The following is a 15,007-nucleotide window of genomic DNA, read 5'->3' as shown; positions in this document are numbered from 1 at the left end:
AGAGGCAAGTCATGAAGATCACCCGACTGACCACCCATATCGTGCCGCCGCGCTGGCTGTTCCTGAAGGTCGAGACCGACGAGGGCATCGTCGGCTGGGGCGAGCCGATCGTCGAAGGGCGCGCGCACAGCGTGGCAGCAGCCGTCGCGGAACTGGCCGACTACCTGGTCGGCAAGGACCCGCGGCTGATCGAGGACCACTGGAACGTGCTCTACCGCGCCGGCTTCTACCGCGGCGGCCCGATCCACATGAGCGCCCTGGCCGGCATCGACCAGGCCCTCTGGGACATCAAGGGCAAGGCGCTCGGCGTGCCGGTGCACGCGCTGCTCGGCGGCCAGTGCCGCGAGCGCATCAAGGTGTATTCGTGGATCGGCGGCGACCGCCCGGCCGACGTCGCCCGCGCCGCCCGCGAGGTGGTCGGCCGCGGCTTCACCGCCGTGAAGATGAACGGCACCGAGGAGCTGCAGTTCGTCGACTCCTACGCCAAGATCGACGCGGCGGTGGCCAACGTGGCGGCGGTACGCGAGGCGGTGGGTCCGGACATCGGCATCGGCGTGGACTTCCACGGCCGGGTGCACAAGCCGATGGCCAAGATCCTGGCCAGGGAGCTGGAGCCGTACCGGCTGATGTTCATCGAGGAGCCGGTGCTCAGCGAGAACTACGAGGCGCTGCGCGACATCCGCGAGCACACCTCGACGCCGATCGCCCTCGGCGAGCGGCTGTTCTCGCGCTGGGACTTCAAGCGAGTGCTGGCCGACGGCTTCGTCGACATCATCCAGCCCGACCCCTCGCATTCCGGCGGCATCACCGAGACGCGCAAGATCGCCGCCATGGCCGAGGCCTACGACGTCGCCCTGGCGCTGCACTGCCCGCTGGGACCGATCGCCCTGGCCGCCAACCTGCAGCTGGATGCGGTCTGCTACAACGCCTTCATCCAGGAGCAGAGCTTGGGCATCCACTACAACGAGAGCAACGACATCCTCGACTACCTGGCCAAGCCGGAAGTCTTCGCCTACCGCGACGGTTTCGTCGACATCCCCCAGGGGCCGGGGCTCGGCATCGAGGTCAACGAGGACTACGTGCTCGAGCGCGCCGAGGTCGGCCACCGCTGGCGCAACCCCGTCTGGCGCCATGCCGACGGCAGCGTCGCCGAATGGTAAGTCCGGCCGCGGCGCGCCGACCAGAACGGGCAGGCCGCGCTCGGTCATCCGCTTGAGCGCTTTGTTCCCGCATTCTTCAGGGTAACGCCGTTCATGGCGCCTCCATGGGCCTCGTCAGGAGGCCTGGAGGTGCCCATGAAACCGGGGCGATTCAAACGCTTGGGTTCAAACGCCTGAAAGTCACTTACAAGAACAATCCTACAGGTAGGCTTTATATGTCCGATAACAGCTTCAGCGCCCAGGCGGACGCCGTCAGAACCGGCGGCTCGGGTCTCGCCCTCGCCGTAACTTACGTGACCGCGCTTTTTTTCATCTGGGCGCTGGTCACCAACCTGCTCGACCCGCTGCTGAAAACCATGAAGACGGTCTTCACCCTGACGCCGGTCGAGTCGATGCTGACGGGATTCGCCTTCTTTCTCGCTTATTTCGTCGTCTCGCTGCCGTCGGCGGCCTTTCTGTCGAGATTCGGTTACGCCAAGTCGATCATGGTCGGTCTGGGCGGCATCGTTGCCGGCTGCCTTATCGCCATCGTCGCGGCCACGGTTCATGTCTATCTGGTTTTTCTGGCCGCTCTTTTCATCATGGCCTCTGGTGTAACCCTGCTTCAGGTGGCGGCCAACCCACTGATCGCATCGATGGGCAGCCCCGAAGACTCGGCCTTCCGCCTGAATCTGTCGCAATCCTTCAACTCGCTGGGTGCGGCTTGCGGCCTGTTTTTCGGGGCTTCCTTTCTGCTCAACGGCGACATCTTCAAGAGGGATGTAGTGATCACCGATCTGATGCGCGAAGAAGCGCTCGGCTTCGTCACCAATGTCTATCTGGCGATTGGCCTGGCACTGACACTTTTCATCCTCGCCATCTGGCTGGTGCGCGACAGAATTACGGCGGCAGCTCCCAGGACGGGCCAGCTGGTTTCGCCGTTCACTGCCCTGACCTCCAAATGGGCGAATCTCGGCTCCGTCGGCATCTTCCTCTACGTCGGCGCTGAAGTGGCCATCTCGCTCAACCTGCTGCTCTACCTTGAACAGGCCAACATTCTCAACATCGAGGCCCAATCGGCCGGACACCTGACCACCTTCTACATGCTGTTCGCCATGATCGGCCGCTTTGCCGGTTCGGCCCTGCTCAAGGTCGTCAAGGATTACGCCATGCTCGCCATCGTGGCCGTAGGCGCCATCGGGCTCTGTCTGGTCGTGATTTTGACCAAGGATATGCTGCCATCGGCTCCCTCCGGCATGATCGATGTCGTTCTGACCTCGGTGCCCCATACCTCGGGCCTGATCCCGGCATTCGCGGCACTCCTGATCGGGCTTTTCAACTCGATCATGTTCCCGACCATCTTCACCCTGACCCTGCAACGTTCGAGCGCGCCGACGTCGGCGACTTCCGGCCTTCTGTGTCTGGCCATCGTCGGCGGCGCCATTCTGCCGCTGGTCTTTGCCAAGATCGAAGAGGTGACGGGGTCCAAGTCGCTCGCCTTCATCGCGCCGCTGCTCTGTTACGTGTATGTGCTGTGGTTCGCCGTGGCGGCCAGAAAGGCTCCGACCCACGCCATCGAGGAGAGCGTCGGCCACGGTCACTGACGTCCACCGCAAGCCTCGGCGAGGCCCCTGCCCGGTATCCTCGGGCAGGGGCCTTTTTGTGAGGGCTTCCGAAGTCACCGGTACCGCCGCGGGCACTCTACGCCCTGGCCATCGGCCTGCTGCTCGGTCTTCTCTGGGCGCTGGTGTGGTACGGCGTGTACCGCGAGCCCGCCGATTTCCGCGCCACCAACGAGGCCGAGCTGAGGCTGATCGGCGAGTAGGGCGCATCGGGCCGGCTGCCGGAGGGCAGCCGGCCGACGGACGCGTCAGGCGACCTGGTCGGTCTGCAGGTCGGTGGTGCCGAGCAGTTCGAGCTGGGTGGCGTCGAAGGCGATGTCGGTCGCGGAAAGGCTGTCGACGAGGTTGCCGTCGAGGGCGATCTCGAAGTGGTTGCCCCCGGCGTCGGCCTGGCGGTCCTTGAGGTAGGTCTTGGTGCCGTTCTCGTCCAGCAGCAGGGCGAGGGTGCCGTTGTAGCCGTCGCCCAGGCCGCTGTAGCCGAGCCCGGAGAGATCGATGAGGTCGGCGCCCGGGGTGAAGTCGACGATGTCGTCGACCCGGCTGGTGTCGCCCTCGTAGTTGCGGAAGCTGTCCTGGCGGTCGGCGAAGCGGAAGGTGTCGGCACCGCCGCCGCCGCTCAGGGTGTCGCGGCCGGCGCCGCCGTCGAGCAGGTCGTTGCCTGCCGCGCCGTCGAGCAGGTCGCGCCCCTCGCTGCTGAGCAGCTGCGCCGCGCCGGCGACGCTGTTGCCCTGCACCGTGGCGTTCAGTGTCTCGTAGTAGTTGCCGGACACCCCGTCGCGGTCATCGTAGTCCTCCAGGACGATTTCCGCCTTGCCGCCGCCCTGCGCATTGTCGTGAATGTCGTTGTCGAGCAGTTGTACGCCGTCGACGCCGCGCACGCGCACCCCGGCCGCGTCGTTGCCGTAGATCTCGGCGCCCTGCAGGCTGGCGTTGCTGGTCATCTTGATCAGTACCCCCTCCTCGCCGTTGTCGTGGTAGGAACCGCCCTCGATCTGGATGTTGTAGGGATGGTCGATGTCTTCCGAACCGCGCTGGACGACCAGGCCGTTGGCGCCGTTGCCGTAGGCGACGTTGTCGCGCAGGAGGATGTCGTGGCTGCTGGTGACGATGTTGAAGCCGTGGCGGCCGTTGTCGTGGGAGACGTTGTTCTCGAAGGTGCTGTCGATCTGGAAGTCGCCGACGAAGCCGTCCTTGCCGTTGTGGTGGGCGACGCTGTCGCGGATCGTCAGGTTGATGGTCTGCTCGTGGGGGTCGAAGCCGTAGCGCGACACCTCGCGGATCTCCACCCGCTCGGCCGTGACGTTGTAGTCGGCGCCGTCCTCGTGGGGAATGTAGCCGGTGTAGAAGCCATCGACCTCGCCTTCGGTGTTGTCCTGGTTGCCGTCGATGGTCAGGTCGCTGATGCCGTAGTCGTGGGTCTTCTCGCCATTCTTCGAGCGGATGATGCCGGTGAGCTTCTGATCCCAGCCGTCGACCAGCTTGATCACCGTCTCGCCCATCCCGGCGCCGACCATATAGACGTTGCTCTTGATCATCAGCGCTCCATCGGAGGCCTCGTCGCCGCCGCTGACCCGGTATTCGCCGGCCGACAGGCGAACGGTGCCGCCCCCTGCTGCGTAGGCGGCGTCGATCGCCGCCTGGATGGCTTCCGTATCGTCGGTCTTGCCATCACTCTTTGCTCCAAAATCCTTGACATCGAAATCCATCTACTCGCTTCCGTATGCTGAATGCGCAGCCGAGCGCGGTTTGAAGGAGTCGAGGCGGGAAACGCCGGCCGGCCTTTGCCGCCCCCGGCATCGTCGCGACTGTTCGACCTCTGCGCCCGAAGCGCCTCCGGGTGCTTTCGAAGGGCATGGGAAAACGCTCCGGGGGATCAGGCCGACGCGGTGCCGGGGGTGGGACTGGCGTGCAAATCATTAGTTCGCGAGGAAACGATGAGTGGCACATGCCCCCTGGCGCAGCGGAGCGGATGGTTTTTATCGGTACGAACGTGCCGAAACGCTGATGGGATAAGGCCTGGCGGGCGATTGAGGGGGGGCTGGCGTGCGTTTTTGTGACGCATGTCAATTATTAAAAATAAATTCATAATTCCATAAAGAACTAAAAAGCAGTTCGTCAGTCTAGGCGAACGGCACCGCGTCGACCTTTCCGTCGAGCATTTCCCATGCCCATTCAGGGAGCGCTCGGGCGCGCTTCGGGCGCAGGGGTCGAGTAGTCGCGACGATGCCAGAGGCAGGGAATGCTTGTTCGGGCAGTCGGCATCTCCCCGTCTCACTTCCTCAAAAGCGCTCGACTGCGCAATTTGCATACGGAAGAGAAACAGATGGAGTTCAACGTCAAGGATTTTGGTGCAAAAGGAGATGGAAAAACGGATGACACGGATGCCATCCAGGCGGCGATCGATGCCGCCCACAAGGCCGGCGGCGGGACGGTCTACCTGCCGGCCGGCGAGTACCGGGTCAGCGGCGGCGACGAGGCCTCCGACGGCGCCCTGATGATCAAGAGCAACGTCTACATGGTCGGTGACGGCATGGGCGAAACCGTCATCAAGCTGGTCGACGGCTGGGACCAGAAGCTCACCGGCATCATCCGCTCGGCCAACGGCGAGGAAACCCACGACTACGGCATCAGCGACCTGACCATCGACGGCAACCAGGACAACACCGAAGGCGAGGTCGATGGCTTCTACACCGGCTACATTCCCGAGAAGGATGGCGCCGACTACAACGTCACCGTCGAGCGGGTGGAGATCCGCGAGGTGTCGCGCTACGCCTTCGATCCCCACGAGCAGACCATCAATCTGACGATCCGCGACAGCGTCGCCCACGACAACGGCAAGGACGGCTTCGTCGGCGACTTCCAGATCGACAGCACCTTCGAGAACAACGTCTCCTACAACAACGGCCGCCACGGCTTCAACATCACCACCAGCAGCCACGACATCGTGTTCCGCAACAACGTCGCCTACGGCAACGGCGCCAACGGCCTGGTCATCCAGCGCAACTCGGAAGACCGGGCGCTGCCCTACAACATCCAGGTCGAGGGCGGCTCCTTCCACGACAACGGCGGGGAGGGCGTACTGATCAAGATGAGCACCGACGTCACCCTGCAGGGCGCCGAGATCTACAACAACGGCGCGGCCGGGGTGCGGGTGCAGGGCGCCGAGAACGTGCAGATCCTCGACAACTACATCCACGACAACGCGCAGAACGGCGCCAACGCGGAAATCCTCCTGGATGCCTACGACGATACCGCCGGGGCGTCCGGCAACTACTACGAGACGCTGAACGCCACAGTGCAGGGCAACACCATCGTCGGCTCGGCCAACTCCACCTACGGCGTACTGGAGCGCGCCGACGGCACCGACTACAGCACCGTCAGCGGCAACAGCCTCAGCGGCACCCAGCGCGGCACCGTGCTGCTCAGCGGCAGCCACTCGACGTATGTCGCCAGCAGCCAGGGCTTCGCCGGCGATGCTCAGCTGCTCGAGGACGGTGGCGGCGACGACCGCCTGACCGGCACCTCGGCCGACGACCTGCTGATCGGCGCCAGCGGCGACGACGCCCTGGACGGCGCGGCCGGCGACGACATCCTCGACGGCGGTTTCGGCCGCGACCGGCTGACCGGCGGCGAGGGCGCCGACCTGTTTCGCTACACCGCGGTCCGCGACAGTTACTACACCGCCAGCAGCAACCTCAGCGACCTGATCGTCGACTTCGATGCCAGGCAGGACAGCATCGATCTGGCCGGACTCGGCTTCACCGGCCTGGGCGACGGCTACAACGGCACCCTGGCGCTGCTGACCAACAGCGACGGCAGCCGCACCTACCTGAGGAGCTACGAGGCGGACGCCGACGGCCGGCACTTCACGCTGGCCCTGGAAGGCAACTTCAGCGGCCTGCTCGACAGCGGCAACCTGATCTTCGAGCGCAGCGCCATCGCCGGCGGCAAGGACGACGACACCCTGCTCGGCAGCGTGGCGGCGGAAAGCCTCGACGGCGCCGGCGGCGACGACAGCCTGGCGGGCGGCGTGGGCAACGATGTGCTGAACGGCGGCGCCGGTGCCGACAACCTGGCCGGCGGCCACGGGCGCGACCAGCTCGCCGGCGGCGAGGGTGCCGACACCTTCCGCTTCAGCGCGCTGACCGACAGCTACCGCACCGAAAGCGACAACTTCAGCGACCTGATCACCGACTTCGACCTGGCCGAGGACAGGATCGATCTTTCCGGATTGGGCTTCACCGGGCTGGGCGACGGTCACAACGGCACCCTGCTGCTGTGGACCGACAGCGAGACCAACCGCACCTTCCTGAAGAACTTCGACGCGGATGCCGACGGCCGGCGCTTCGAGATCGCCCTGGAGGGTGATTTCTCCAGCGTGGGCGAGAAGCAGCTGATCCTCGACGGACGCCAGACCCTCGAGGGCAGCAGCGGCGCCGATACGCTCGCCGGCGGCAGCGCGGCCGAGGAACTGCTCGGCGGTGTGGGGCGCGACCTGCTCGACGGCGGTGCGGGCGACGACCTGCTCGATGGCGGCGCCGGCCGCGACAACCTGACCGGCGGCAGCGGTGCGGACATCTTCCGCTTCGCTGACCGTCAGGACAGCTTCCGCAACTACGACAGCGGGACCAGCCGGGTCGACGACATCGTCGACTTCACCGTCGGGACCGATCTCATCGACCTCTCCGCCCTCGGCTACAGTGGTCTGGGCAACGGCTACAACGGCACCCTCATCGTGCTGTTGAACGCGGAGGGCACCAGGACCTACCTCAAGGATCGCGAGGCCGACGCCCAGGGCAACCACTTCGAGATCGCCCTCGAAGGCAACCTCGCCGACAGCCTCTCCGAGGCTGATATAGCCTTCGATGCGGCCGACCTGGAACTGCTCGGCATCAGCGGCAGCCAGACCGACCTGGCGGCCTGACGCGGCACCCGCCCGCCCGCCCCGGACGCCCTCGCACGCGCTCTGGGACGGGCGAACTAACGGCCCGCGCGCCAGTCTCATTCCCCAGCTACGCAGTCGGCCGTCTCGCTTGCGCGCCTCCCCGGCGCCGGCGAGCCGGGCCGTGCAGTCGCGTCCAAGCCGGAGACGGGAAAGACTTGTTCGCGCAGTCGACTCTTCCTCTCCATCTTCAAGCAGCGCTCGGCTGCATTTCACTGGAACGGGAAGCGAACCGATGGATTTCAACGTCAAAGATTATGGGGCACTGGGCGATGGCGTCACCGACGATACGGCCGCCATCCAGGCGGCGATCGACGCCGCCCACGCGGCGGGCGGCGGCACCGTCTACCTGCCGGCCGGCGAGTATCGGGTCAGCGGCGGCGAGGAGCCCTCGGACGGCTGCCTGATGATCAAGAGCAACGTCTACATGGTCGGCGCCGGCATGGGCGAAACCGTCATCAAGCTGGTCGACGGCTGGGACCAGAAGGTCACCGGCATGGTCCGCTCGGCCTACGGCGAGGAAACCAGCAACTTCGGCATGAGCGACCTGACCCTCGACGGCAACCGCGACAACGTCACCGCCAAGGTCGACGGCTGGTTCAACGGCTACATTCCCGGCGTGGACGGCGCCGACCGCGACGTCACCCTGGAGCGGGTGGAAATCCGCGAGATGTCCGGCTACGGCTTCGACCCCCACGAGCAGACCATCAACCTGACGATCCGCGACAGCGTCGCCCACGACAACGGCCTCGACGGCTTCGTCGCCGACTACCTGATCGACAGCGTGTTCGAGAACAACGTCGCCTACAACAACGACCGCCACGGCTTCAACATCGTCACCAGCACCCACGACTTCACCATGACCGGCAACGTCGCCTACGGCAACGGCGGCGCCGGCGTGGTGGTGCAGCGCGGCTCCTACGATCTTGCCCACCCCTACAACATCCTGATCGACGGCGGCTCCTACTACGACAACGGCCTCGAGGGCGTGCTGATCAAGCTGGCCGACGACGTCACCCTGCAGAACGCCGACATCTACGGCAACGGCTCCTCCGGGGTGCGCGTCTACGGCGCCCAGGACGTGCAGATCCTCGACAACCAGATCCACGACAACGCGCAGAACGGTGCCTATCCGGAAATCACCCTGCAGTCCTACGACGATACCGCCGGGGTTTCCGGCAACTTCTACACGACGGTCAACACCTGGATCGAAGGCAACGTCATCACCGGCTCGGCCAATTCCACCTACGGCATCCAGGAGCGCAACGACGGCACCGACTACAGCAGGCTCTACGCCAACAGCATCGACGGCACCCAGCGCGGCGCCGTGCTGCTGCAGGGCGCCAACTCGACGGTTTCCGACCAGTCCGGCACCGGCCAGCAGGCGACCCTCGAGGGCGGCGCGGGCAACGACACGCTGACCGGCGGCGACGCCCACGAGACGCTCCTCGGCCATGCCGGCAACGACCGCCTGAACAGCGGGGCCGGCAACGACATCCTCGACGGTGGCGCCGGGCGCGACAACCTGACCGGCGGCGAGGGCGCCGACGTGTTCCGCTTCTCCGCCCGCGCGGACAGCCACCGCACCGCCAGCGCCAGCTTCAACGACCTGATCGTCGACTTCGATGCCAGCCAGGACCGCATCGACCTCTCCGAGCTGAGCTTTTCCGGCCTGGGCGACGGCTACAACGGCACCCTGCTGCTGCAGACCAGCGCCGACGGCAGCCGCACCTACCTGAAGAGCCTCGAGGCGGATGCCGAGGGCCGGCGCTTCGAGATCGCCCTGGAGGGCAATTTCACAGGCCTGCTGAATGCCGGCAACCTGCTCTTCGAGCGTGCCGCCATCGAGGGCGGCGCGGGCGACGATGCGCTGCTCGGCACCTCGTCTGCCGAGACGCTGCTCGGTCACGCCGGCAACGACAGCCTCGACGGCGCCGGCGGCAACGATATCCTGGTCGGCGGCGCCGGGCGCGACAGCCTCACCGGCGGCGCCGGGGCGGACGTGTTCCGTTTCGATGCGCTGACCGACAGCCAGCGCAACTACGACACCCTCGACAACCAGGGCGACCGCATCACCGACTTCACCCTGGGCGAGGACAGGATCGACGTTTCCGCGCTGGGCTTCAGCGGCCTGGGCGACGGCTACGGCGGCACCCTCGCCGTGGTGCTCAACGGTGCCGGCGACCGCACCTACCTGAAGAGCTACGAGAACGGTGCCGACGGCTACCGCTTCGAGTTCTCCCTCGACGGCAACTACCAGGGCCTGCTCGGCGCCGAGCACTTCATCTTCGCCACGTCCACCGGACAGCGGATCCTCGAGGGCACCGCCGGCAACGACAGGCTGGCCGGCACCAGCGCCGATGAGATCATCCACGGCGGCGCCGGCCGCGACACCCTGAGCGGCGGCGGCGGAGCCGACGTGTTCCGCTTCAGCGAGCTGACCGACAGCCACCGCACGGCGAGCAGCAGCTTCGCCGATCTGATCACCGACTTCGACCTGGCCAATGACCGCATCGACCTGTCCGGGCTCGGCTTCAGCGGCCTCGGCGACGGCTACAACGGCACCCTGGCCGTGCAGGTGAACGGCGCCGGCACCCGCACCTACCTGAAGAGCTTCGAGGCGAATGCCGCGGGCGAGCGTTTCGAGATCGCCCTGGACGGCAACCTCGGCGGGCTGAGCGCGGCCAACCTGATTCTCGACGGGCGTCTTGTGCTGGAGGGCAGCGACGGCAACGACACGCTCACCGGCAGCAGCGCAGCCGAGGAGCTGCTCGGCGGGGCCGGGCAGGACAGCCTGGACGGCGCCGGCGGCAACGACATCCTCGACGGCGGCGCGGGGCGCGACACCCTGACCGGCGGCAGCGGCGACGACGTGTTCCGCTTCAGCAGCCGACTGGACAGCTTCCGCAACTACGACAGCGGGGTGAGCGAGATCGACAGCATCACCGACTTCAGCCACGGCGACGATCTCATCGACCTCTCGGCGCTCGGCTACACCGGCCTGGGCTCGGGGCACGACGGCACCCTGGCGATCGTCCTGAACGATGCCGGCACCAAGACCTACCTCAAGGACCTCGACGCCGACGCCGAAGGCAACCGTTTCGAGATCGCCCTGGAAGGCAACCACGCCGACCAGCTCGGTGCGGACGACTTCATCTTCGCCACGGCCACCGAGCTCGAGCTGATCGGCACCACGACCACGCAGCCCGAGCAGGTCGCCTGAAGCGGCGCGGGGGCGGTGACGCCCCCGCGTTCCACCGCTCGCCGGCTCTTCTTCCTTCCCGCTTTCACCGCAGGCCTGCATTGCAGCAGCTTGCACTCCATGCGTCCGGTGTGGGTGTGCAGGCCGGCATACTGGCCGGACCGCCGCTCCCGGACCGCCGCACGCTCATCCCCAGCCCGCCCGGCCCGGCTTCATGTGAAACCACCGTTTCAGAGGGGCTCGGCCGCCTGTGCCGGCGCGCCCTGTGCCGTCGACGGGAGCTGGCCGAAAGAGGCCCCGCTGCGCGGTCCGCATCCGGGCGCTGCGCTTGAATAAGACGCCTGCGGGGTTATACCTAAGCAGTGCCTGCGATCGCTGCAGGCCATGCCCGGCGTGTTCGCCGCGGGGCGCCTGCCCGGGCTCCGTCCGCCGCCGCCGATGGGGGTCGTGGATCACCGGGCCTGGGCGCTGCTGGTCGCTGGTGGAATCGCCGTCCGAATGACCCACGCAGGAGCTTCGCTCATGTCATTACGCATCAACGATATCGCCCCCGACTTCAGCGCCGAGACCACCCAGGGCCGGATCCGCTTCCATGACTGGATCGGCGACAGTTGGGCGATCCTGTTTTCCCATCCCAAGGACTTCACCCCGGTCTGCACCACCGAGCTCGGCTACATGGCGAAGATCGAGCCGGAGTTCAGCCGGCGCCATTGCAAGCTCATCGGCCTGAGCGTCGATCCCGTCGAGAGCCACCAGGCCTGGCTCAGGGATATCGAGGAAACCCAGGGCTGTCTCCCCCGCTACCCGCTGATCGGCGACCCCGACCTGGCAGTGGCCAAGCTCTACGACATGCTGCCCGCGGACGAGCCCGGCACCTCGGAAGGCCGCACGCCCGCCACCAACGCGACGGTGCGCTCGGTGTTCATGATCGGCCCCGACAAGCGGATCAAGCTGATGCTGAGCTACCCGATGACCACCGGGCGCAATTTCGACGAGATCCTGCGGGTGCTCGATTCGATGCAGCTCACCCAGGCGAGCAAGGTGGCGACCCCGGTGAACTGGAAGCCGGGCGAGGATGTGATCATCGCCGGCTCGGTGTCCGACGACGAGGCGAAGCAACTGTTCCCGCAGGGCTGGCAGGCACCCAAGCCCTACCTGCGCATCGTCAAGCAGTCCGCGGCCTGAGTCGCGTTGCCGGCGGCGGTCCGTAGCGCCGTCGGCAAAGCCGCATTCATACGGATAGATGCGTACGATCGGCAGCCATTTTCCGGGAAAACTCCATGATTGGCCGTTGCCTGGCGTGCCGGTTCGGCGGGCTGGGCGGCGCTTCGGTCGCGGTTCTTTCCGGCGCCGGAGGCGCGAGCCGTGGCTGGGGCTTCTTCGGAAACGCAAAATGTACCGGATGGTTAGTTGTGTTCGATTATCGACCAGAAGCCCGGCTGGTCGATTGACGCTTTTTTGAGCGCTGGCCAAGATGGCTACCAGGTTGCAGGCGTGTTCGCCGGGCAACCGGAGCCCGTATATAACAACTTCAAGATCGGTAAACGCTCATGTGCATAGTTCAATTCCGCCAAGCCTGCGCTCTTCCCCATCAAGCCCTTGCGGATGTCCCGCTGTCGCGGCCTGCGCACCTGGCCGTCGTCCGTCTGCGCCAGAAGGCCTAGTTGCGACCGACCAGCTTCCCGCTGAATCCGCTGCGCTGAACCAGCGCCATTAACCGCATCCAGTAATCCGGAGCATTCCCGCCAGCCGGCAGGAGGGCTCGCTACACGCCTGGAAAAGGACCTTTCACTCCACTGGCGTTGCTGGAGCACGAAAGAGGCTCGACCGGACTGCCGCATCCCCGGTCCCCGAACGGATGGCTACTGACAATGTTCACTTCGCAAGGTACTTCCATGGCTATACCCACGGCTGCCGAATCCCCTGCATCGGCCCATGAGTCGGTCGGCAGCAAGGTCCGCGCCGCCCTGGCCGTCGGCAAGGTGCGCTGGGGCATGCTCGCCCTGGTGTTCTTCGCCACCACCCTGAACTACATCGACCGCGCCGCGCTGGGCGTGATGCAGCCGATCCTGGCCAAGGAGATGAGCTGGTCCACCATGGACTACGCCAACATCAACTTCTGGTTCCAGGTCGGCTACGCCGTCGGCTTCCTGCTGCAGGGCCGCTTCATCGACAAGGTCGGCGTCAAGCGCGCCTTCTTCCTCGCCGTGCTGTTCTGGAGCCTGGCCACCGGCGCCCACGGCCTGGCGACCTCGGCGGTCGGCTTCATGATCTGCCGCTTCATCCTCGGCCTGACCGAGGCGGCCAACTACCCGGCCTGCGTGAAGACCACCCGCCTGTGGTTCCCGGCCGGCGAGCGCGCCCTGGCCACCGGCATCTTCAACGCCGGCACCAACGTCGGCGCCATGGTCACCCCGGCGCTGCTGCCGCTGATCCTCAGCGTCTGGGGCTGGCAGGCCGCCTTTGTCGGCATGGGCCTGCTGGGCCTGGTCTGGCTGGTGTTCTGGACCATCAACTACTACAACCCCGAGGAGCATCCGAAGGTCAGGCAGTCCGAGCTGGAGTACATCAGCAAGGAAGCCGAGCCCGAGCCGGTCAAGGTGCCCTTCTCCCGCATCCTGCGCATGCGCGGCACCTGGGCCTTCGCCGTGGCCTACATGATCACCGCGCCGGTGTTCTGGTTCTACCTGTACTGGCTGCCGCCGTTCCTCAACCAGCAGTACAACCTGGGCATCAGCGTGACCCAGATGGGCATCCCGCTCATGCTGATCTGGCTGACCGCCGACTTCGGCAGCATCGGCGGCGGCATCCTCTCGTCCTTCCTCATCGGCCGCGGGGTGAAGCCGATCCGCGCGCGCCTGGTGTCGATGCTGATCTTCGCCATCTGCATCTGCTCGGTGGTGTTCGCCGCCAATGCCAGCGGCCTGTGGGTTGCGGTGCTGGCGATTTCCCTGGCCGTCGGCGCGCACCAGGCCTGGACCGCCAACATCTGGAGCCTGGTGATGGACTACACGCCCAAGCACCTGATGAGCACGGTGTTCGGCTTCGGCGGCATGTGCGCGGCGATCGGCGGCATGTTCATGACCCAGATCGTCGGCTACGTGCTGACCGCCACCAACAACAACTATGCCGTGCTGTTCGTCATCATCCCGAGCATGTACTTCCTGGCGCTGACCTGGATGTACTTCATGGCGCCGCGCAAGATCGAGAGCTGAGAGTCGTTCGCCATGAAGAAGGGGGCCATTCGGCCCCCTTCGCTTTTCTGGCGCGGGCGGTTCAGGACGGCCGCTCTTCCAGCGTGTCGCCGCCGCGCAGATAGGCCAGCCAGTACATGCCGGCGACCAGCAGGGTGCCGCCGACCAGGTTGCCGGCGGTCACCGCGAGCAGGTTGCCGGCCGCGCCGGCGAGCGACACCGCGCCCTGGCCGTCGAGCGCCAGGCCGAAGGGCAGGAAGAACCAGTTGGCGATCGAATGCTCGAAGCCGAGGGCGACGAAGGCGGCGATCGGAAAGAGGATGGCGAGGATCTTGTCGGTCACGCTGCGCCCGGCCATCGCCAGCCAGGTCGCCAGGCACACCAGGGCGTTGCACAGGATGCCGCGGGCGAAGGCTGCGCCGAGGGTCAGTTCGGCCTTGCCACGGGCGATCTTCAGCGCCATCTCGCCCACCGCGCCGTCGTTCAGGCCGGCGCTGCCCGCCCAGAGCACCAGCAGCACGGTGCCCAGGCAGCCGACCACGTTGCCCAGGTAGACCAGCACCCAGTTGCGCAGCACCTCGCGGCTGCCGATCAGCCGGCTGGCCCAGGCCATCGCCAGCAGGTTGTTGCCGGTGAACAGTTCGGCGCCGCCGATCACCACCAGCACCAGGCCCAGGCAGAAGCTCAGGCCGCCGAGCAGCCGGGTCGGGCCGAAGCCCAGCTCGCTGCCGGTGAGCACCACGGTGTAGAGGAGGGCGGCCAGGGAGATGAAGGCGCCGGCGAGCACCGAGAGCACCAGCAGGGTGAGGGTATCGACGCGGGCCTTGGCGACGCCCATGCCTTCGATGCGCCGGGCGATCTGCGCCGGCGGGCAGCTGTCGCCGAGAAAGGGTTGTTGAGTCATGCGA

General features: G+C 66.3%; 7 protein-coding genes and 1 pseudogene. 6 read left to right on the top strand and 2 right to left on the bottom strand.

From position 1 onward, the window contains the following. The first annotated feature begins 11 nt into the window (after positions 1 to 11). Positions 12 to 1,160: a galactonate dehydratase gene (gene dgoD / locus ACG10_RS20670; protein WP_089169653.1), complete on the top strand. Its 1,149-nt coding sequence runs from the start codon at positions 12 to 14 to the stop codon at positions 1,158 to 1,160. Positions 1,161 to 1,375: 215 nt separating this feature from the next. Next, positions 1,376 to 2,743 (top strand): sugar MFS transporter, encoded by a 1,368-nt coding sequence (locus ACG10_RS20665; RefSeq protein WP_089169652.1) that lies wholly within the window; start codon positions 1,376 to 1,378, stop codon positions 2,741 to 2,743. 326 nt (positions 2,744 to 3,069) lie between these two features. Here ACG10_RS20665 and ACG10_RS20660 read toward each other — a convergent pair. After that, a pseudogene (locus tag ACG10_RS20660) lies at positions 3,070 to 4,467 on the bottom strand (glycosyl hydrolase family 28-related protein); the annotation flags it as partial. A 617-nt stretch (positions 4,468 to 5,084) separates the two neighbouring features. Here ACG10_RS20660 and ACG10_RS20655 point away from each other — a divergent pair. The 4 genes from ACG10_RS20655 (at position 5,085) to ACG10_RS20635 (ending at position 14,120) form a co-directional block, all read left to right on the top strand. After that, the gene (locus ACG10_RS20655; protein ID WP_089169650.1) at positions 5,085 to 7,685 is read left to right on the top strand and encodes a glycosyl hydrolase family 28-related protein; all 2,601 of its coding nucleotides are present in this window, start codon (positions 5,085 to 5,087) and stop codon (positions 7,683 to 7,685) included. 253 nt (positions 7,686 to 7,938) lie between these two features. Beyond that, a complete protein-coding gene (locus ACG10_RS20650) occupies positions 7,939 to 10,926 on the top strand; it encodes a M10 family metallopeptidase C-terminal domain-containing protein (protein ID WP_089169649.1) in 2,988 nt (995 codons plus the stop codon). A 501-nt stretch (positions 10,927 to 11,427) separates the two neighbouring features. Continuing rightward, positions 11,428 to 12,090, top strand: a complete 663-nt coding sequence (locus ACG10_RS20645) for a peroxiredoxin (RefSeq protein ID WP_089169648.1) — start codon at positions 11,428 to 11,430, stop codon at positions 12,088 to 12,090. Between the two features lie 710 nt (positions 12,091 to 12,800). Further along, complete coding sequence (locus ACG10_RS20635; protein WP_089169647.1) at positions 12,801 to 14,120, top strand: MFS transporter; 1,320 nt, start codon at positions 12,801 to 12,803, stop codon at positions 14,118 to 14,120. Between the two features lie 61 nt (positions 14,121 to 14,181). Here the strand turns inward: ACG10_RS20635 and ACG10_RS20630 are convergent, their stop codons facing one another. Beyond that, positions 14,182 to 15,003, bottom strand: a complete 822-nt coding sequence (locus tag ACG10_RS20630; protein WP_089169646.1) for a formate/nitrite transporter family protein — start codon at positions 15,001 to 15,003, stop codon at positions 14,182 to 14,184. Between the last annotated feature and the right edge of the window lie 4 nt (positions 15,004 to 15,007).

The organism is Azotobacter chroococcum, assembly GCF_002220155.1.
Lineage (GTDB): Bacteria > Pseudomonadota > Gammaproteobacteria > Pseudomonadales > Pseudomonadaceae > Azotobacter > Azotobacter chroococcum.
The sequence above is the reverse complement of the archived record's forward strand: the minus strand, read 5'-3'. Positions and strand labels throughout refer to the sequence as shown.